The following is a 20,252-nucleotide window of genomic DNA, read 5'->3' as shown; positions in this document are numbered from 1 at the left end:
TGGGTAATCGTTTCCAGTCGTTGGTCAATATTTGCGCGGAATGTGGCCGGTTAAGAACTTGTGATATTCAGCAAGCAATACAATTCTTTATGCATCGGGGTAAAGAGTATGGTTGAGCAAATTGAATAATTGTAAACGTTTCCACTAATATGCAGTGGTTCACAGAATTAATTGATTTAGCAGCTATTATATATACCAAAATGACCTCAAGAATGCAGGGGCCGGAGCACTAGACGAAAGAGGTTTAAAGAAAAACCTCCACGACAAGTGCCATAAACCAGACCATTTTCACTGAACCTGCACCTTGACGTTACTTGGCTATATTTAATTAACAGTTTTTTAGGTTGAACCAAATGACAGACAAAACACTGATTGAGCTAAACGGCGATGGTACGCAGTTGATCCTTGAAGTCGGGGAGTTAGCAGAAATCCTGCACTGGGGGAAGAAGGTTGAGACATGTAATGCCAGTTCACGGATAGCCGTCAAACGTCCTGTGCCTTATGGTCGCCTGGATGATGATATCCCAATGTCACTGAGCCCTGAGCTCGGTCGTGGTTTATTCAGTAGCCCTGCGGTGGAAGGGCACAGAGACGGCCTGGATTGGGCGCCGGTATTCTCTATTAATAAGGTCGTGCGCCAGGAGAATGCTCTGACCATGGTGAGTGTGGACGCACAAGCTGGACTGGAGCTGGTCACTGAACTTGAGCTAGATCGCTATGATGTGGTTAAGGTTCGTCATTGTCTTAAGAATAACAAAGCTGGCGTGTATCAGGTTAACCGTCTGGCCAATACGCTAATGCTACCGGAGCGGGCCAAAGAGCTAATGACGTTTTATGGACGCTGGGTGCATGAGTTTCAGACGGTTCGTCAGCCCCTGTTACAGGGAGGTTTTCAACAGGAAAACCGACGGGGCCGGACTTCTCACGAACATTACCCGGCAATGATTGCCGGCACGCCTCACTTTGGCGAAATGTCGGGCGAAGTATGGGGTTTTCATTTTGCCTGGAGCGGCAACCACCGCATGCGAATCGACGTTAAAGCGGATGGTCGTCGCTACGCTCAAGCGGAGGTAATTTATCTACCGGGTGAGATTTCATTGGCCGAGGGAGAAAGCATTACAACGCCTTGGTTGTATGCCAGTTACAGCCATGATGGTCTGAATGGAATGAGTCAGCAATTTCATGACCATGTACGCCATCATATCTTGCCACAAGAATTTACTGCCAAACCACGGCCAATCCACCTCAACACCTGGGAAGGGATCTATTTTGACCATGATCCTGATTATATTAAGTCAATGGCCACGCAAGCGGCTGAAATGGGTGTAGAGCGCTTTATTATTGATGATGGCTGGTTCAAAGGTCGCGACGGGGATAGAGCAGCACTGGGGGACTGGTATCTGGATGAACGCAAATATCCTCAGGGTTTAGAACCTATAGTTGACCACGTCAACGCGTTGGGGATGGAGTTTGGGCTGTGGTTTGAACCAGAAATGATCAACAAAGATTCAGACCTATATCGTCGACATCCGGAGTGGTTGCTCGCTGTTGATGGCTATCAGCAGCCCACGGGCCGAAATCAGTACGTGATTGACCTGCAAAATCAGCAAGCGTTTGATTATTTGTTTGAGCGCCTGGACCATTTTTTGAGTAAGTATAATATTGCCTACATAAAATGGGATATGAATCGGGAAGTGGTTCAACCGGGCCACCTGGGACGCGCGGCTGGTCATGCGCAGGTTGTGCGTTATTACCAGCTCGTGGATAAGGTGAGGCAGAAGCATCCGCAAGTAGAAATTGAGTCGTGTGCTGCGGGCGGCGGTCGGATTGATTTTGAAGTGTTAAAGCGCACCCATCGTTTCTGGGCCTCAGATAATAATGATGCGTTAGAGCGTCAGTCGATTCAGCGTGGAATGAGCTATTTCTTCCCACCTGAAGTGATGGGTAGTCATATAGGCGCTAGTCATTGCCACAGTACCAGGCGCCGTCATGGAATTGAGTTTCGGGGTCTGACGGCCTTGTTTGGTCATATGGGTATCGAGCTGGATCCGGTGAAAGAAACACAGGAGGAAAAACAGGGATTTGAGCGATATATTGAACTGCATAAAGCGCTCCGACCTCTCCTCCATAGTGGCAAAAGCTGGCGCCTGGAGACCGATGACGATGCCCATCAAATTACGGCGGTGATTGCCAGAGACCAGAGTCAGGCCGTAGTACAGATAGCTCAGCTTGCGATGCCCACGAACTCGCTTAGCGGTTATCTCAGGGTACCGGGATTAGATCCCAAGGCATGTTATCGTGTGATGGTGCTGGATAAGCCAAATCTGTTTGACGACATTGTTAATTACCAGCCTCTCTGGATGGAGTGTGGTTGTGAAATAACAGGGGAGTGGTGTGAACAAGTTGGGCTTTCAATGCCAATTCTTGATGCGGAAAGCGCTGTGTTGATTAAATTTGAACGTGTGACATGAGAAGACTGACGACGAAAATGAACCGTTGAATGTTATGGGCTGCAAATTGAATGATTTGCAGCCTTTTTTATTAGCTTGACTGAAATCGTTTCCAGACTTTTGTGGGGATAATTCAACAAATAGACCGTTTTAGATCACATGTTTATCACATTTAGTTGGTTTTCTATGTCTGAGATCTCATTTTGATATCTGGTGGTGTAAACGTTTCCAATTATGGTCGCCGATCACAGAAAGCAGAGAGTGACAGCTGTAGCATTACCTCCAGTTCGATAACTTACAAAAAAATTAGTGTAGCGCTTACTACCAAAAGTAACCTGCACCTAAAGGATAACTATGTCTAATCAATTAACCCTACAAACAAAGCTCTCATATGGCCTTGGCGCATTGGGCAAAGACTTCGCCTGCGCGCCCATTTACATTTTCCTGATGTTTTATTTTACCGACGTTGCTGGTCTGTCAGCAGCGTTCGTGGGAACAATCTTCTTAATTGCGCGAGTTTTTGACGCAATCACGGACCCAATGATGGGAGTGATCGTCGATAACACCCGTTCCAAAATGGGTAAGTTCCGTCCATGGATTGTTATCGGCACCATTCTTAATGCCGTTGTGCTTATTGCGTTGTTCAGCACCCATATGTTTGAGGGTAAGGCACTGTATGTTTATGCTGCCGCAGCCTACATTTTGTGGGGATTGACGTATACCATCATGGACATTCCATATTGGTCTATGATCCCAGCGCTTTCAAATTCTCGTCAAGAGCGTGAAAAGCTGGTGGTGTGGCCGCGTCTGTTTGCCAGTTTAGCCTGGTTTATTATTGGCACATATGGCCTGCATATCGTGGGAACACTTGGAGACGGTGATCAAGGTGCCGGATTCTTCAATCTTTCAATCTTGATTGCCATTTTGTTTGTGATGAGTGCGTTCTTAGTGGCGAGAAACGTCAAAGAAGACACTGAGATCCAGGCCAATGCTGCTGAGAAGTTTAACTTCAAGGATGTCATGGTGATTATCGGTAAAAACGACCAGCTAAAGGCTTTAATTGGCACGGTTCTGTCGTTCCAAATCGCCAACTTGCTGGTGGGCGGCTTTGCGATATATTACTTCTCTTATGCGCTGGGAAATCCGGAACTGTTCCCGGTTTATATGATGGTTGCGGGTGCAGCGGAAGTGGCGGGCGTTTTCCTCTTTCCTCGTATCGCAGCGAAGCTGCCGAGAAAGAATTTATGGTTGCTGGCTTGTGGCTTCCCAATTCTGTCTTGCGGTCTGCTCTTAGCGATGAGTGGCTTGGCTCCGGGTAATGTTTTGCTCATTGGCCTATCTGGCGCGGCGATTAAGTTCGGGATTGGCATCGCTAACGCGTTGCAGACGGTAATGCTTGCGGATGTCGTCGATTATGGCGAGCACAAAACTGGCCGACGAAGCGAAAGCGTGATTTTTTCGGTACAAACCATGTTGGTAAAATTTGCGGGCGCTGCTGGCGGTTTCATTGTGGGCGTTGGTCTGTCATTGGTAGGTTATGTACCCAATGTCGAGCAATCTGCGGATACTATTCTCGGTATTGAGTTCATGATGGTGGGCCTTCCGGCTCTGTTGATGGCATTGAGTGGCATTGTTTACAAGCGATACTATCGCTTGCATGAAGGATTCAGTATCGAAGAGGTGTCGGAATCAGCGAAACAACAGCCTGAAACTGCATCGGTTTAACCATTCTTTTTTCAACGACTTCCGAACAACACCACTTTCACGGTAACACCCGTTCCGGGGAAGTGGTGTTGTTTTCTTACTCTTACTCTTACTCTTACTCTTACTCTAACCCTAACCCTAACCCTTACACCCGTCCTTCCACGTTACCCCTCTATCTGAATTTAGAGTGACACTTCATTACAACACTTGACGGTGTATCTATATAGACTATCTATATATTTATGGCTTCAGTTTTTGTTAACTGATTAATAAATATGATTTTTGCAGAAAACTTACATAGAGCCATTTAATAATGGTTTGCCACTAAGTACAGTTTGTCGCCAAAACTTTATCACTTTGTTTTTTTGGGGAGCCTTAATTAGCCAATGCTTTCAGTTTTTCTCAGTTTTGACCGAGCGTCAGTCTCATCTTCTGACATTGAGCGCTCGCATCGCTTTGCATTTTTATGGTGTTTTATCTACGCCGTAGCGTGGTCTTTGGTTTCATATCACCTTGACCCAACCGTACCTTATGACGCAGTGGAAGCGCTAAACTGGGCCAGTAATGGCGAATGGGGAAGCCCAAATAATCCTTGGTTTGTGGGCTTTTTCGCTCGCATCCTATTATTGTCAGAGTCTACTCAGTTTGCTTCTGCCTTCTGGTATGTGGGCCACTTCTCAGTGATCGCGTTAGGTATGCTGGGCTGTTATCGTCTGGCTTATAAACTCACCGAATCAACCTCTTTGGCCTGGTTAGGGTTGCTGACATTAAATCTATCAGGTGTGATTAACTTTGAGGCAATTCCATACAACGATAACTACTTGTTGTTTGGCTCATGGCCTTGGATTTTGCTGTTTTTTGTAAAGGCGGTTTACGAAGACAGTAAATGGTGGGTTCCGTTTGGTATTCTCGCTGGCTGTTCAGCGATGGCAAAATACACGACGTTTGCCCCTGTGGGTATGGTGTTTATTCTTAGCCTCACTGTGCCAAGTGTCAGGCGTTTTTGGAAACAGCCTTATTTCTATGTTGGAATTTTTGCTTTTCTGTGTTTGGTGACCCCAAATTTCTTTTGGATGTTTGCCAATAATTTCTCTTCTATCAAATGGGTAAGTGGTCAGGTTTCAGCGCAGCTGAGTCCAGGGAGCTGGCTGGCGCTGTTATCGGTATTTTATCCGTTTGTTTTGCTAGCCGGCCTGCTGGGCAAACGTGGTCTGAAATTGACCAGAAATGTACCAGAAAAAGTATTACTCACTACGTTCGTCCTTCTGGCTCCTCTTGTTATCATTATGGCTTGGTTTACTTTCCATAAAGGTGACCGTTTGGTTGAGTGGCTTCACCCATTCTTCATGCCTGCCCCGGCAGTACTGGTTGCGTATTTGGCAAAGGATGTGGTGGGACAGTTGTCAAGACCATTTAAGGTACTGCCAATTATGGCGGTCGTGATGTTGTCAGGATATGCGTCAGTCATGCATTTTAACGTTCGCAACGCTGGCCAAAGTTTTATTGGCATTAAAATGCTGAGCTACGAAGCCGAGCAATTCTGGTATGAGCATAATGAACAGCCACTTAAGCTTGTTGGAGGGGATGCGATTTCTCAGTGGTTCACGTTTTATATCGCGCCACATCCTGAACTGACTAACCAATGGAGCAATGAGACGTTACCCAATGTCTATAATCGTCATATTACGGCGGATAGGATCGAGGACCAGGGGGTGTTGTTGCTTGGTCAAATGGGCGCAGGGTGTCAGGAGGGGGTATTCTCGAGTTTTACAAACGAATGGCCTCAATTTACACCTGAAGTTCAGCGTGAGGTTATTTTTCAGGATTCGCCACAGGATGAAGCCAAGCTTGCCTGTTTAGGCATAATTCCGCCGGGGCAGTAGCTTCCTTTTGTCACTTCGTAGATAAAGGCCTCCTTATTGGGAGGCCTTTTATACATAGAAAAGATCACGCAATTTTGATGCCTTCCAGATGTTGTTGACACTGAGTCCTCGCTGTTCCAAAGAACGCCTGCAAGTAATGTTTTTCTCTTTCACCTTCTCTGACCGCGGCAAACAGTCTGCGCCATAACCCCTTTCCTAAAGGCTTACTGGTGATGAGTCCCTGTCTGGAAAACTCACTGACTGCCCAATTTGGTAGTGCGGCTACACCCAGTCCTGCTGACACCATTTGTACCAACATGAGCGTGTTGTCGGCTTGTTTCCATTTTTTCGGTTCAACCCCTGCAGGCGTGAGAAAGTGCTTAACCACGTCGAGTCGCTGTTTTTGAACCGGGTAGGTCAGCAGAGTTTGATCAGACAAATCGTTAGGCTCAATAACCTCTTTTTCGGCGAGAGGATGAGAGATGGAAGTCACTAATCGCATTTCAAAATCAAACAAGGGCTCATAATGGATTTCAGAGCGAGCTTGAATATCCGATGTGATAACCAAATCAAGTTCACCCGCCACCAGTGCAGGAATAGGCTCAAAACCAAATCCGGAAGAGAAGTCGAGCTCTACGTGTGGCCAGGCAAGCTGATATTCCTTGAGTGCTGGCATCAGCCACTGAAAGCAAGAATGGCAATCAATCGCCATATGCAGACGGCCATTAATGTCTTCTTTTAGTCCTGCAAGGTCCCCCTCGGCCTGAGCGATTCTGGGTAAAATTTCATTGGCGAGGTTTAACAGGATCTCTCCCTCAGAGGTGAACTTTACCGGACGTGTTTTGCGGATAAACAGCGGAGCGCCAATTCTGGCTTCAAGGTCTTTGAGTTGGTGAGAAAGGGCTGACTGGGTTAGGTGTAACGAAGTGGCGGTAGCCGTCAGTGAGCCTGTGTCTCGCAGCGACGCGAGCGTTTTTAAGTGTTTCAGTTCAATCATGAATATCCCTCATCTCCAATCCCTTTTCATTAACTTATCTTGATTGTTGAGACATGTAAACATCTAGACGTCTAAAATTTCAATGTGTTTATATGTTGAATATATTTCATATCTAATGTGAATAAATTGAGATTGTTCATAGTGCGCTTCCTGAGCAATAGTTTAGCCATCTAGACTGCTTTACTATAAGGACACAACAATGACAGTAACTCACATACTTGGCTACCCCCGCATTGGCGAAAAGCGCGAGCTCAAATTTGCACTAGAAAGCTATTGGAACGGCGAAACAGATCAGTCACAACTTAAACAAGTTGCTGACAAAATAAAACTACACAACTGGAGTCATCAGGATAACTGTGAGCTCTCATACGTGACGGCAGGTGACTTTGCATGGTATGACCATGTCTTAGGGACCAGTTTGCTTCTCGGTCACGTTCCCAAGCGCCATGCAAAGGGATTTCCAGATTTAGATACGTTATTTCGTGTTGGTCGTGGACAATCGCAGTCAGGGTGCGGATGTCATGGAGAGGCGGCCTCTGATATGACCAAATGGTTTAACACCAACTATCACTATATCGTGCCCGAATTTTCCTCCCGCGACACGTTTCAGGTAAGTTGGCCGCAATTGTTTGATGAGATAAACGAAGCACAGCAGAAAGGTCACCGTGTAAAACCGGTACTGCTGGGACCACTGAGTTATCTTTATCTGGGAAAAGAAGTTGAGGAAGGCTTTGACCGCCTTACGCTTTTGCCTCGATTACTCACTGCCTATCAGGCTATCATCGCCAAACTGGAAAAACTGGGTGTTGAATGGGTGCAAATTGACGAGCCCATTCTGGCGCTGGAATTGGATAAGGTATGGTTAGACAGTTTTAAACTTGCTTACCAGGTAATACGAGGTGAGGTGAAAGTGCTACTGACGACGTACTTCGACTCAGTGGTGGATACCCTGGATACCATTGTTGATCTAGAAGTTGATGGTTTGCATGTCGATTTGGCAGCGGCTCCGGAACAACTAGAGCAAGTAGCTGAGCGACTGCCAGATGACTGGGTTCTGTCTGCTGGCGTGGTGAATGGCAGAAACGTATGGCGTGCCAATTTGTACAGTGCACTGAAACAACTGCAGCCTGTGAAAGATCGACTCGGTGACAGGTTGTGGGTAGCGTCCTCCTGTTCTCTGCTTCATACACCGGTTGACCTGGAGCTAGAAACGGGATTACCAACCGTCACTAAGAACTGGTTCGCATTCGCCAAGCAAAAGGTGTCAGAGGTTCAATGGTTGGCAAAAGCGCTTGATGGGGACGATGTGGCTATTCAGTACTGTGCACAGTACAGCCAGCCTATTATCGAGCGAGATCTGTCTACCTGGGTCAATAAGCCAGAGGTACAAAAACGGATTGCAGGTCTCAACCTTAAGAGCGGATTGCGCAGCGCGCAATATCGTCAGCGTGCACATCATCAAAAAGAAGTACTTAAACTACCTTTGTTGCCGACAACAACCATCGGATCTTTCCCTCAAACCGGCGAGGTTAGGAACGTCCGAGCGGCGTATAAACGAGGAGATATAGACTTTGCCAATTATCAGAGCGCAATGCAGGGATTTATCAAAGACACCGTAGAGCGACAGGAAGCGGTAGGACTGGATGTGCTGGTGCATGGAGAGGCCGAGCGTAATGATATGGTGGAATACTTTGCAGAGAATTTGGAGGGTTTTCAGACCACTCAATTTGGTTGGGTGCAAAGTTACGGCTCGCGCTGTGTGAAACCGGCAATTGTAGTGGCAGACATCGAGCGCAAAAAACCGATCACTGTCGAGTGGTCCACTTATGCTCAGTCGCTGACTGACAAGCCTATGAAAGGGATGCTTACAGGGCCGGTTACCATCCTTTGTTGGACATTTCCTCGTGAAGATGTACCTCGTGAGACCATTGCAAACCAGCTGGCATTGGCTCTGCAAGACGAAGTCAGTGACTTGCAACAGGCTGGTATCAACATCATTCAAATTGACGAGCCTGCGATACGGGAAGGTCTGCCTCTGAAAGCCAATAAACATCAGGATTATTTGGACTGGGCGGTGAAGGCGTTCCGGATTTCTGCACAGACGGCCAAACCTGAAACGCAAATTCATACGCACATGTGTTACAGCGAGTTTAATGAGATTATTGAATCCGTGGCGGCGCTGGATGCAGACGTCATTACAATCGAAACGTCGCGCTCGAACATGGAATTGCTCAACGCTTTTGAAGCGTTTAACTATCCGAACGAAATTGGCCCAGGAGTTTATGATATCCACTCACCAAATATCCCAAGTGTCGAATGGATTGAACAGTTGATTCACAAAGCGGCCACTCGAATTCCAGTAGAACGGTTATGGGTAAACCCTGATTGCGGATTAAAGACGCGAAATTGGGAAGAAACTGAACAGTCACTGAAGCATCTGGTTCAGGCCGCAGCTCAACTCAGAGAAAAGCTGACTTAATCAGGCAATGGTTAAGGACGAAAAAGGCTCGCATTAGCGAGCCTTTGAGTTTTTAGCAACGTATGTCATTGTGAGACTGGTTGGTTGCAGTATTGTTTAGTGACCATTTGATCGACCATTAACTGGCCTCTGGCGTTGCGAATCATGATTCGATACGCGAGCCCCATATCCAGATTAGCTTTCACTTCTCTGTCTGTGCAGTAATAGTTCATGCTATTGCGTAACACTGTGTCGATAGGCTTCGCACCTTTTGCATCGGTGTTATAAAGCATCATGATTTCAACCACGCCTTTATTGGCCGACGCTTTCATAATCGAGAGAGGTCCCTGTTCAATAGGCAGGCCAGAAGACAGCACACTAGCACGACTTTGAGCTAACATTTCGATTTGACGTTGTTGGTCGTCACCCGTATTCGCACAACCGGCCAGAATGCTGGTTGCTGCAAGAGCAAGCCATGTAAGTTGTTTTTTCATCATGCCACTAACCGCCATTAAAAGACTTTCTTAAAAGGTTTTACGATGACATTTGCATAGACGCCTGCCTCGATATAAGGATCGGCATCCGCCCACAGTTTCGCTGCCTCGAGAGAGTCGAACTCTGCGATAACCGTTGAACCAGTGAAGCCTGCTTCCCCTGGGTTGTCGCTGTCGATTGCAGGCATCGGGCCCGCAGTAAGCAGTCGTCCTTCATCCTGGAGTTTTTGAAGTCTTTCCAGATGTTGTGGGCGAACGCTTAATCGTTTTTCTAGTGAGTTCTCAACATCTTGAGAAAAAATAACGTACCACATATTTGTTTCCTTCAAATAGTTATGTGCTATTAAGATGTCATTTTTTCACGGAAATGTCATCGCCCAACCTCGCTTAATTTGGATTAATTGGACGTGGGCGTCCATTTCCATCAATAGCTACGTAATGGAACGTCGCTTCACAGACCTGATAACGATCACCGACACCTTCAACGCTGACGGGCTTGACCCAGACCTCGAGGTTAATTGTCATCGATGTATTGCCAATTTTAGTACATTCGCCGTAACAGCATACGACATCACCCACTTTAACCGGGTGCTTAAATGTTATACCAGACACAGAGACGGTTACGATACGGCCATGTGAAATTTCTTTCGCCAGGATACCGCCCGCCAGATCGAGTTGTGACATGATCCAACCACCGAAAATATCACCGTTTGCGTTGGTGTTTTCTGGCATTGCCAGAGTACGAATGATTGGTTGGCCTTTAGGAGTGTTTGCTGTTGTATTCGTCATCGTTATAGTCTTCCGGAAACAAGACAGCGACCCGTAGGTCGCTGCTTTTTAATCGTTGGCGGAGTATACAAAGAATCCACTTTGAATCAAGATGTATGATCTTGGTTCTCATTTTTGGTAACTTCGACTTTCTGCTCTTTTGGCATGTGCTTAAAGATATAGATACCAGTCAGGACGGTAAACATCAGGGTGGCTGCCAGTAACCCAAATACCTTGAAATTGACCCAAACGTCAAGGGGGAGTTCGTAAGCCACATAAATGTTTAGGCCAGCACAGAAAGAGAAAAAGCCGACCCAGGCATAATTCACCTTGGTCCAGATAGAGTCTGGCAGAGTGATCTCTTTACTTAGCATACCCTTGATGGCACTGCGACCAATAGCGTGACTGACCGCGAGTCCAATAGCAAAAATGGCATAGACAATCGTGACTTTCCATTTAATGAAGTTGTCATCGTGCAAGAAAATAGTCATACCACCGAATACGGCCACCATCAGGAATGTGATGATTTGCATCTTCTCTACTTTCTTGAAAAGGAAGTATGTGAGGACGATTTGTACTGCCGTTGCAACGATAAGAGCACCGGTCGCTACGTAGATGTCCTGCATTTTGTACAGTACAAAAAAGATGATTAGTGGAATGAAATCGATTAGTTGCTTCATACTTCTAGCAAACCCTTCATAAACAGTTCACGACAGTGTAACCAAAAACGGACTCAATACAAAACCTTTAGAGACATTTCGAAACAATAAGCTTTACGTGCTACAGGACAAAAAAGTACGGTGCCAGGGTTCAGAATGGGCCGTTACAATCTGTTAAGTATATACCTACTAATCGCTGAAATCAGTGTTTGGGCAGATGAGGAGACAGATAAAAAAAGGGCCGTAGCAATGCAGCTGCGGCCCTGAATTTCGTTATTACAGGCTTTGTCTGTATTTACGCTTGTTGTTTCTGAAGCTCTACTTCTTGTGCTTCTTCTTCAACCATCGAGTCAACAATCACGGCACACGCAGCGTCGCCCGTGATGTTCAGTGCTGTACGAATCATGTCAAAGATACGGTCTAGAGCGAACAGTAGCGGTAGGCCTTCAATTGGGATGCCAGCAGCAAGAAGTACTGCAACAACAAGGAATGATGGACCCGGTACGCCCGCTTGACCCACTGCACCTAGCGTTGAAGTCAGGATGATGGCAATGTAAGCACCCATTGAAAGATCAATGTTGAACAACTGTGCAAAGAAGATAGCAACCAAGCCGTAGTAAATCGCATTACCAGACATGTTGATAGTCGCACCTAATGGTAGAACGAAAGAAGCAGTTGAGTTTTTCACGCCAAGCTCGTGTTCAACTGTATCCATCGTTACAGGCAGAGTCGCCATTGAAGAAGCAGTAGAAAGTGCAACGGCTTGAGGTTTTTTCATTGCTACAAGGAATTTCTTCGCTGATGTTTTAGTGAAGAATTGAACCATTAGAGGGTAGGCAACAAAACCAAAGATAAGGATAGCAGCAACGTAAACTACGAATAGTTTAAATACGACCATCAGCGCACCAAAACCGAATGTACCAACAGCTTCAGCCATAAGGCCAAATACACCGATAGGTGCAATGATCATGACTTTATTGATCATCCAAACCATCACGTCAACGATCGCATTGACACCGTTCAGTACAGGGTCACGACGTGTTGCTTCTAGCTTAGACAGACCGATACCAAAGAACAGGCAGAAGACGAGAATTTGGAGAATATTGGCTTCATTCAGTGACTGGAAAACGTTAGTTGGGATCATACCAGTGATGGTTGCCCAGAAAGTGGGTAGTTCACCTTTTGAAGCGTATTCTGCCGAGAACATGCCTTCGATACCAGCAGTGTCAATGTTCACACCCGGTTGGAATACTTCACCCATAACGAGTGCAAGTGCAACCGCAAGTGCAGACGTCAAACCGAAGTAAGCAAGAGTGGTCACACCCACTTTACCAGCGTTACTGCTGTTGCCAAGACCAGCAGCACCAGAGATTAGCGCAACGGCAACCAATGGGATCACAAGCATCTTGATCAGATTGATGAAGATGGTACCCAGCGGTGCAAACATTGACGCAGATTCACCCATAGCGGCACCGATAACAGTACCTAAGATCATTGCAATCACGACCTGGATGCCAATGTTGTTTAGCATCAACTTTTCCTTTAACACTTCCATAACTCCTGTGCTAATAAATTTTAAAATCCTAGTATAGTCTTCCATTTGAACGGCAAATATCAGACTAATATTCGATAGAGATTTTTACACTTTATTAGCACTGTACGCAATAGACAGAAATCAATTAGTGGTGAAATTTGTCAGAAAAAGCGAAAGAACGCTGTACTATTAACCGAAGGCAAACGTTTGCTATTGGCTTGGGTAATAAATTATTACCAAAAGACATAGGTTGAAAATAATTAACAGCGGTAGGGATGTAAAAAAAAGGTTGCACGATGAGTGCAACCTTAGTGATGAGCGATGTTGGGGTTAACGTTGCGTCGCTGCCTTCATGGCTTTAACAAAATTAGCCAGTTCATTGAGCATGTTGTCAGCGTTATTCAGGTTTTTCTCGATGATTTTGACTACCGCACTGCCCGAAATTGCGCCGGCTGCGCCTGCATTAAGGGCTTCTGTAACCTGTTGTGGTTCAGAGATGCCAAAACCAAGTAGTGACGGCGGTGCATCGTACTTGTTGAGTTTGTCCAACTGCGTGTTCATTGGCATGTTGGCTTTAGTTTCGGTGCCGGTAACCCCTGCTCGTGACAGTAAGTAGGTGTATCCACCGCCCAGTTGAGCCACTTGTTCAATGGTTTCTTCGCTGGCGGTCGGTGGTGCGATAAAAATCGGATGAACTCCGTGTCGATGGGCTGCTTCCACAAACTCTTTACTTTCGTTGGTTGGAACATCAGCAATCAATACTGAATCGACACCGACCTCTGCACATTGTTGATAAAACGCATCCACACCCTTTGAATAGACCAGGTTGGCATACATCAAAAGGCCGATTGGGGTCTCCGGGAATTTCGCTCGGATTTTTGCCAGCATATCAAAGCAGATTGTTGGGGTGGTTTTTGACTCGAGCGCTCGAATATTAGCGCCCTGAATCGTTGGACCGTCAGCTTGGGGGTCAGAAAACGGCATGCCAAGCTCTAATGCGTCTGCACCCGATTCAACTAACGTTTCGATAATCTGCAGTGACAACTCTGGGCTTGGGTCACCCATAGTAACGAAAGGAACAAATGCGCCTTGGTTTTTCTCGCTCAGGCGTTGAAACATCTCTTTATAGCGATCGTTTTTAAGGCTCATTACATAACTCCTTTTTCTTTTAGAATATCGTGAACAGTAAAGATGTCTTTGTCACCGCGACCTGATAGGTTGACGACAAGAAGCTGTTCTTTCTCTGGGTTCTCGCGCGCCATTTTTAATGCATAGGCCAGAGCATGTGATGACTCGAGCGCCGGGATAATCCCTTCATGTCGAGCCAGTTCCTGAAAGGCATCCAGAGCTTCATCATCGGTGATTGCTTCATATTCAGCGCGGCCGATGCTATTGAGATACGCATGTTGAGGACCCACAGATGGGAAGTCCAATCCTGCCGAGACTGAGTAGGACTCCTCAATTTGACCATGAGGATCCTGCATTAACGGTGCTTTCATGCCAAAGAAAATGCCGGTTGTACCGTGTTTCAGTGGCGCACCGTGTTGGTCTGTATCAATTCCCAGACCCGCTGGTTCTACGCCGATGAGGCGCACTGATTCTTCTTCAATAAAGTCGGCAAACATGCCAATGGCATTTGAACCACCACCCACGCAGGCAATAACCGCATCCGGTAGAACGCCTTCGCGAGCCAGGATCTGGTTCTTAGTTTCTTCGCCAATCATGCGTTGGAACTCACGCACAATTGTCGGGAATGGGTGAGGGCCAGCAGCCGTACCCAGTAAGTAGTGTGCATCTTCATAGCTTGCAGACCAGTCACGGAGCGCTTCGTTACAGGCGTCTTTCAGCGTCGCAGAGCCTGAATGCACCGGGATAACTTCTGCTCCCATCAGGCGCATACGAAATACATTCGGGCTTTGACGTTCAACGTCTTTTGCTCCCATGTAGACCCGGCATTTTAGTCCTAATAGCGCGCAGGCCAGAGCGGTTGCGACACCGTGTTGGCCAGCGCCAGTTTCTGCGATGATTTCATTTTTGCCCATACGCTTAGCAAGCAGCGCCTGACCCAGAACCTGGTTGGTTTTGTGAGCACCACCGTGCAGCAGATCTTCGCGCTTAAGGTAGAGTTTAGTTTTTGTACCTTTAGTCAGATTACGGGTCAACGTTAACGCAGTTGGACGACCGGCGTACTCTTGCAGTAACGACATGAATTCAGATTGAAACTCAGGATCGCTCTGAGCATCGATGAAGGCTTGCTCTAGTTGATCCAGTGCTGGCACAAGGATCTGTGGAACAAATTGTCCACCGTATTCGCCAAAATAGGCATCTAATTTAGACATGGTAAATTCCTCAAAATGAAACTTGATACTCGTACTAGAGCAAGTTTTAGTAATCTCTGATTAACGCAAAAGCCTGATTGAGTTTCTCTGCATCTTTTTTGCCCGGTGCAGATTCCACTCCAGAATTCAAATCTAAGCCAATGCATCCAAGCTGACTTGCCTGCCTGATATTGTCCGGTGACAAGCCGCCGGCCAGCATGATGTCGGTGGTATTGTTCAGAAGTTGCCAGTCAAAGCTGTGACCCGTCCCGCCTGACTGTTCACCAATTTGGGCATCCAACAGGTGACGGTCAACAGAAACAGAAGATAAGTCCGGCAGCTGATCTTTTACGCCGTGCGCTTTCCATATCTTGATGTTGTCACTCAGCAGAGGTTTGAGAGCATCGACATAAGCCTGATCTTCGTTACCATGCAGTTGCACAGCGGACAGTTTTAGTTGGTTTGCAGTCTGAGCTACGAACTCAGGTGTGTGGTTCTGGAATACCCCCACAAACTCAAGAGGCGCACCGCTCATAACCATCCGCGCCGCTTCCGTATCAACATAACGCGGTGATTTTTCCACAAAGATAAGACCACCTTTGACTGCCCCCGCTTGATAGGCTTTGGCGGCGTCATCCGCATGGGTCAGCCCACATACCTTGTTTTCGCCCAATAAAACTTTGCGCACCGCCAGCTCGAGGTTGTCTTCAGCCATCAGTGAGCTGCCAATTAAAAAGCCATTGGCATAACTGCACAGGTCACGGACTTGTTGGTGGCTATAGATGCCTGATTCAGAAATAATGATGGTGCCTTCGGGCAATTTAGGTGCCAGCTCTTTCGTGCGGTTGAGATCAACAGACAGATCGCGAAGGTTACGGTTGTTTATTCCAACGACTTTGGCACCTAAAGCAATCGCGCGTTGCAATTCTTCTTCGTTGCTGACTTCTGTCAGAATACCGAGCTTTAAGCTATCGGCAACAGCGGCAAGTTCACGGTACTCATCATCGTTAAGCACCGATAGCATAAGAAGAATTGCATCGGCCTGATAATGGCGTGCCAGATAAACCTGATAGGTGTCGATCATAAAGTCCTTACACAGCACCGGCTGTTTTACCTGACCGCGAACCTGAGGAAGAAAGTCAAAGTTGCCCTGGAAGTACTTTTCATCCGTCAGTACAGAGATAGCACTGGCGTGGTTGTTGTACACCGATGCGATGTAGTCCAGATTGAAATCATCGCGGATGAGACCTTTGGATGGCGACGCTTTTTTACACTCTAGAATAAACGCCGTTTTTCCTGTTGAAAGCGCATCGTAAAAGCTGCGATCAGAAGGTGTTAAATTGGCTTTAAAGCTCTTCAGGGGTTGAGATTGTTTACGAGCTTCAACCCAAATTCGTTTGTCGTCGACGATTTTTGCTAATACGGTTTCCATTGTTTTTATTTCCTACTGATTCGTCGAGTGATTAACCACGTGCCGCAAGTTGCTGCACCAGTTTATATGCTTCGCCTGAGTTCATCGCCTCAATCGCTTGTGTCGCGTTCGCCTTAAGATCTTCGTGTCCGAATAGCTTCATCAGGAGTGCGACGTTTACAGCTACTGCGCCTAGTTGAGCGTCCGTCCCTTTACCCGTCAGCATATTGGTAATGATGGCGCGGTTTTCTTCTGGCTCGCCACCTTTAATAGCTTCCAAAGGATGCGCCTCCAATCCAAAATCAGCGGGCGACAACGTGTATTCTGTGATTTGTCCGTCTTTGATTTCAGCGACAAGGGTCTCACCGTGGATCGCCACTTCATCCAGACCACTGCCATGGACGACGGCTGCACGCTTCATACCCATTTGTAGCATGGTTTCTGCGATAGGACGAACCAGTTTTTGGTCATAGACGCCCATCAGTTCGATGTTGGGTCTGGCTGGGTTGATGAGTGGACCCAGAATGTTAAAAATCGTACGGGTTTTCATGGTCTGGCGTACTGGCATGGCATGGCGCACACCGCCGTGATATTGCGGTGCAAATAGGAAAGCTACGCCAATGTCATCGACTGCTTTGCGAGTGTCTTCTGCAGACATCGCTAGGTTGATACCAAAAGAGTCAAGCAGATCAGAAGAACCAGATTTACTCGATACGCCACGGTTACCGTGTTTGGCCACTTTAAGGCCACATGCAGCGGCGACAAATGCCGCCGTGGTTGAGATGTTGATAGTGTTTGCACCGTCGCCACCTGTGCCTACGATATCCGCGAAGTCATAGTCTGGGCGAGGGAACGGGTTTGCGTTGGCAAGTAATGCTTTTGCCGCTCCGGCGATTTCATCCGGTGTTTCCCCTTTGATTTTCAGGGCCGTGAGCGCAGCGGCCATCAAGATAGGATCCAGCTCACCTTTAATAATGGTGTCAAACAACTGCTGGCTCTCTTGTTGAGACAGATCCAGTTGGTCGTAAAGTTTATTGATAATGGCTTCCATAATTACGATTCCTTGAATAATTGACAGTTGTTTGATTTGCTAAAGTTGTTTTGTTGCCCAAGCGATGGCGTTCGCCAACAGCGTGGCACCATAGGTGGTCATGATAGATTCTGGATGAAACTGGAATCCACAGACTCGGTCTTGCTCGTGAGCCACTGACATGACCAATCCATCGACCTCAGCCGTGACTTCCAGGCTATCTGGTACGGTGGTCGCGACCAGTGAGTGGTAGCGGGCAATGGCGAGGGGGGAGGGCAGTCCTTGATAAATCTCATGTTCACCGTGCTCCATCATGGAAACTTTACCGTGAATAATTTCACCGGCACCAGCAACGACACCCCCGTAGGCCTCAACGATGGCCTGATGTCCAAGACAAATGCCAATCATTGGTACCTTACCGCGTAACAGTGTAATCAGTTCTGGCATACAGCCGGCTTCAGACGGCGCACCCGGCCCCGGTGACAATACAACGACAGGGTTGTCCAGTGCTAACACCGCTTCGGCGATTTTGCTGGCGGCGATGTGGTTTCGATAAATCGTCACCTTGTGGCCAAGACTACGGAACTGATCAACCAGGTTATAAGTGAACGAATCGAAGTTATCGACGAAAACAATGTTGGCTTGCTGTGTTTCTGAAATACTTGTCATCGTGATTACCCCTTGTGAGCCGTTTTAATCGCAGAGATAACGGCTTGCGCCTTACCACGTGTTTCGTCTGCTTCCGATTGTGGGTCCGAGTCGAAAACCACACCAGCGCCAGCCTGAACCTGAGCGACGCCGTTCTCGACGTAAGCCGAGCGAATGACGATACAGGTGTCCAGGTCACCCGCCCCGTTCATGTATCCCACTGCGCCTCCATAGCTGCCACGAGTCTGCCCCTCAAACTGACGAATCAATTGCATGGCACGAATTTTTGGTGCGCCTGTCAGGGTCCCCATATTCATACAAGCCTGATAACCGTGAAGTGCATCTAAATCACTGCGCAACTGACCGACAACACGGGATACCAAATGCATGACGTGACTGTATCGATCGGTCTTCAGTAAATCTGCTACATGGCGGGTTCCCGGCTCTGCGATTCGGGCAACATCATTTCGAGCCAAGTCCACTAACATCATGTGTTCAGCGTTTTCTTTCATGTCGCTACGTAGTTCCAGTTCAATTCGGCTGTCCAGGTCGTGATTGATGGAACCATCAGGATTCTTGCCACGGCGACGGGTACCAGCAATCGGGTAGATTTCGATCTGATTGGAATCTGCCCCATACTTCAAAGCACTCTCCGGTGACGCGCCAAACAGGGTAAACAGTTCATCCTGCATGTAGAACATGTATGGGCTTGGGTTACTTTGTTTTAGCTCTTTATAAGCGGCAAGAGGAGAAGGACAAGGTAGGGTAAAGCGACGAGACGGCACGACCTGGAAGATATCCCCACGCACGACATACTCTTTTAAGTCTTTGACTATTTGGCAGAAGTCTTCATCTGAAATACTGACGGTTTCTTCTATATTGTCGATTTTGGTTGCTTCAGGCACCAGGGCCAGATTGTCACATTGATGGCTGATTTCGGTGATGCGGGAACGAATACGCGCAAGTTCAGCTTCATCGTGATTGAACAGAGTTGTTTGCAGGTCACAGGAGCCTTTCTGATGGTCGACGACCAGCAAACTCTCTGCAACGTAAAACACGAAGTCAGGACACTGGTTAGCGTGCGTAGCTTCACCGAGTGGTTCAAAGTTAGCAACGATATCATAGGCAAACAGACCGCCCATGAAGATGGCATTTTTATCCAGGCCAGTCAGATCAAAGCTGTGCTGGATTAAACGCAGTGCATCGAAAGAAGAGGCCTCTCTGAGTCTTGAGTCCTCGTCTAAGGTGTCGTCTGGCATTTCAAACTCAACGACCAATTCGTTGTTCTCGAGAGAATGGTTAAGCTCGCTAGTAATGTTCTGAGAGATGATGTCCAGTAAATTGACACCGTTTGTCGTCAGGGCCTGATAGCGAACCGTGTGACCTTCGCAAACAATTCGCACCGCAGAATCCACGATAAGCAGACTTTGGAGATCTTGCTTGGAGTCAATTTCGGCAGACTCAAGGAGCAGGCTATCCGTTTTGTTTTCACAAAGTGTATGGAACAGCCTTGTTGGGTCCTGAGCGTAGGGGACTTGCAGTGAGAGTACTTCCAGTCGACCCTGCTTTCTAATTGTAATGGCTTTGTTCACAAAACCTCCTTTTAATCTTGAATCTGCTCATGCAACAATATTGGTACATACTCGCATAATTAAAACGTTTGCCCAACGTAGAATGTGTCCAAACTGTTGCTAAAATAATCAGTTAAATCGAAAAAGTGTCAGTTAAATCAAAAAACAAAAAAGCCCACTCGATTGAGTGGGCTTTAATCAAATTTGGTTTGATTATGCACGTAACGAAGCCCACCCGGATTGTGTCCAAGTGCGCCACCAACCTTGTAGAGGATTAACCTTACGGTTTAAAGGTTTTTTGATTGTATGAATATCTAGTAACATACGTGCCTAACTCAAATTCTGTAT

Annotated in this window: 16 protein-coding genes and 1 other annotated feature; of the genes, 4 read left to right on the top strand and 12 right to left on the bottom strand. The window is 47.0% G+C overall.

Features of this window, described 5'->3' with window-relative positions:
- The first annotated feature begins 353 nt into the window (after positions 1–353).
- From C4S60_RS10155 to C4S60_RS10145, 3 genes are all read left to right on the top strand, one after another.
- Positions 354–2,471, top strand: a complete 2,118-nt coding sequence (locus tag C4S60_RS10155; protein ID WP_103880235.1) for an alpha-galactosidase — start codon at positions 354–356, stop codon at positions 2,469–2,471.
- Positions 2,472–2,804: 333 nt separating this feature from the next.
- Complete coding sequence (gene melB, locus C4S60_RS10150) at positions 2,805–4,175, top strand: melibiose:sodium transporter MelB (RefSeq protein ID WP_103880234.1); 1,371 nt, start codon at positions 2,805–2,807, stop codon at positions 4,173–4,175.
- A 365-nt stretch (positions 4,176–4,540) separates the two neighbouring features.
- The gene (locus C4S60_RS10145; protein ID WP_103880233.1) at positions 4,541–6,037 is read left to right on the top strand and encodes an ArnT family glycosyltransferase; all 1,497 of its coding nucleotides are present in this window, start codon (positions 4,541–4,543) and stop codon (positions 6,035–6,037) included.
- Between the two features lie 64 nt (positions 6,038–6,101).
- Here the strand turns inward: C4S60_RS10145 and metR are convergent, their stop codons facing one another.
- Positions 6,102–7,013: an HTH-type transcriptional regulator MetR gene (gene metR / locus C4S60_RS10140; protein ID WP_103880232.1), complete on the bottom strand. Its 912-nt coding sequence runs from the start codon at positions 7,011–7,013 to the stop codon at positions 6,102–6,104.
- 199 nt (positions 7,014–7,212) lie between these two features.
- Between metR and metE the strand changes: the two genes are divergently transcribed.
- Entirely contained in the window at positions 7,213–9,492 is a 2,280-nt protein-coding gene (gene metE, locus C4S60_RS10135; protein WP_103880231.1) for a 5-methyltetrahydropteroyltriglutamate--homocysteine S-methyltransferase, read from the top strand.
- A 65-nt stretch (positions 9,493–9,557) separates the two neighbouring features.
- Here metE and C4S60_RS10130 read toward each other — a convergent pair whose 3' ends face one another.
- The 11 genes from C4S60_RS10130 to C4S60_RS10080 all read right to left on the bottom strand — a co-directional run bounded on the left by C4S60_RS10130 (position 9,558) and on the right by C4S60_RS10080 (position 19,925).
- Positions 9,558–9,965: a GspS/AspS pilotin family protein gene (locus C4S60_RS10130; RefSeq protein ID WP_103880307.1), complete on the bottom strand. Its 408-nt coding sequence runs from the start codon at positions 9,963–9,965 to the stop codon at positions 9,558–9,560.
- Between the two features lie 17 nt (positions 9,966–9,982).
- Positions 9,983–10,279 (bottom strand): YciI family protein, encoded by a 297-nt coding sequence (locus C4S60_RS10125; protein WP_103880230.1) that lies wholly within the window; start codon positions 10,277–10,279, stop codon positions 9,983–9,985.
- Positions 10,280–10,352: 73 nt separating this feature from the next.
- On the bottom strand, positions 10,353–10,754 hold the full coding sequence (gene yciA / locus C4S60_RS10120) for an acyl-CoA thioester hydrolase YciA (RefSeq protein ID WP_103880229.1): 402 nt from the start codon (positions 10,752–10,754) through the stop codon (positions 10,353–10,355).
- An 86-nt stretch (positions 10,755–10,840) separates the two neighbouring features.
- Complete coding sequence (locus C4S60_RS10115) at positions 10,841–11,413, bottom strand: septation protein A (protein ID WP_103880228.1); 573 nt, start codon at positions 11,411–11,413, stop codon at positions 10,841–10,843.
- Positions 11,414–11,687: 274 nt separating this feature from the next.
- Complete coding sequence (locus C4S60_RS10110; RefSeq protein WP_167390971.1) at positions 11,688–12,947, bottom strand: dicarboxylate/amino acid:cation symporter; 1,260 nt, start codon at positions 12,945–12,947, stop codon at positions 11,688–11,690.
- 309 nt (positions 12,948–13,256) lie between these two features.
- Positions 13,257–14,075: a tryptophan synthase subunit alpha gene (gene trpA, locus C4S60_RS10105; RefSeq protein ID WP_103880226.1), complete on the bottom strand. Its 819-nt coding sequence runs from the start codon at positions 14,073–14,075 to the stop codon at positions 13,257–13,259.
- Complete coding sequence (gene trpB, locus C4S60_RS10100; RefSeq protein WP_103880225.1) at positions 14,075–15,265, bottom strand: tryptophan synthase subunit beta; 1,191 nt, start codon at positions 15,263–15,265, stop codon at positions 14,075–14,077. The genes trpA and trpB overlap by 1 nt, the downstream gene beginning before the upstream one ends.
- A gap of 46 nt (positions 15,266–15,311) precedes the next feature.
- The gene (trpCF, locus tag C4S60_RS10095; RefSeq protein WP_103880224.1) at positions 15,312–16,676 is read right to left on the bottom strand and encodes a bifunctional indole-3-glycerol-phosphate synthase TrpC/phosphoribosylanthranilate isomerase TrpF; all 1,365 of its coding nucleotides are present in this window, start codon (positions 16,674–16,676) and stop codon (positions 15,312–15,314) included.
- A 31-nt stretch (positions 16,677–16,707) separates the two neighbouring features.
- Positions 16,708–17,706 (bottom strand): anthranilate phosphoribosyltransferase, encoded by a 999-nt coding sequence (trpD, locus tag C4S60_RS10090; RefSeq protein ID WP_103880223.1) that lies wholly within the window; start codon positions 17,704–17,706, stop codon positions 16,708–16,710.
- Positions 17,707–17,745: 39 nt separating this feature from the next.
- On the bottom strand, positions 17,746–18,354 hold the full coding sequence (locus C4S60_RS10085) for an aminodeoxychorismate/anthranilate synthase component II (RefSeq protein ID WP_103880222.1): 609 nt from the start codon (positions 18,352–18,354) through the stop codon (positions 17,746–17,748).
- 5 nt (positions 18,355–18,359) lie between these two features.
- The gene (locus C4S60_RS10080; RefSeq protein WP_103880221.1) at positions 18,360–19,925 is read right to left on the bottom strand and encodes an anthranilate synthase component 1; all 1,566 of its coding nucleotides are present in this window, start codon (positions 19,923–19,925) and stop codon (positions 18,360–18,362) included.
- A 144-nt stretch (positions 19,926–20,069) separates the two neighbouring features.
- Positions 20,070–20,171 (bottom strand) — a sequence feature (Trp leader region).
- Positions 20,172–20,252: the final 81 nt, after the last annotated feature.

Origin of the sequence: Vibrio hangzhouensis, assembly GCF_900107935.1 — a bacterium.
In the GTDB taxonomy this organism is placed as follows: domain Bacteria; phylum Pseudomonadota; class Gammaproteobacteria; order Enterobacterales; family Vibrionaceae; genus Vibrio; species Vibrio hangzhouensis.
This window is presented reverse-complemented; position numbering and strand designations above follow the sequence as displayed.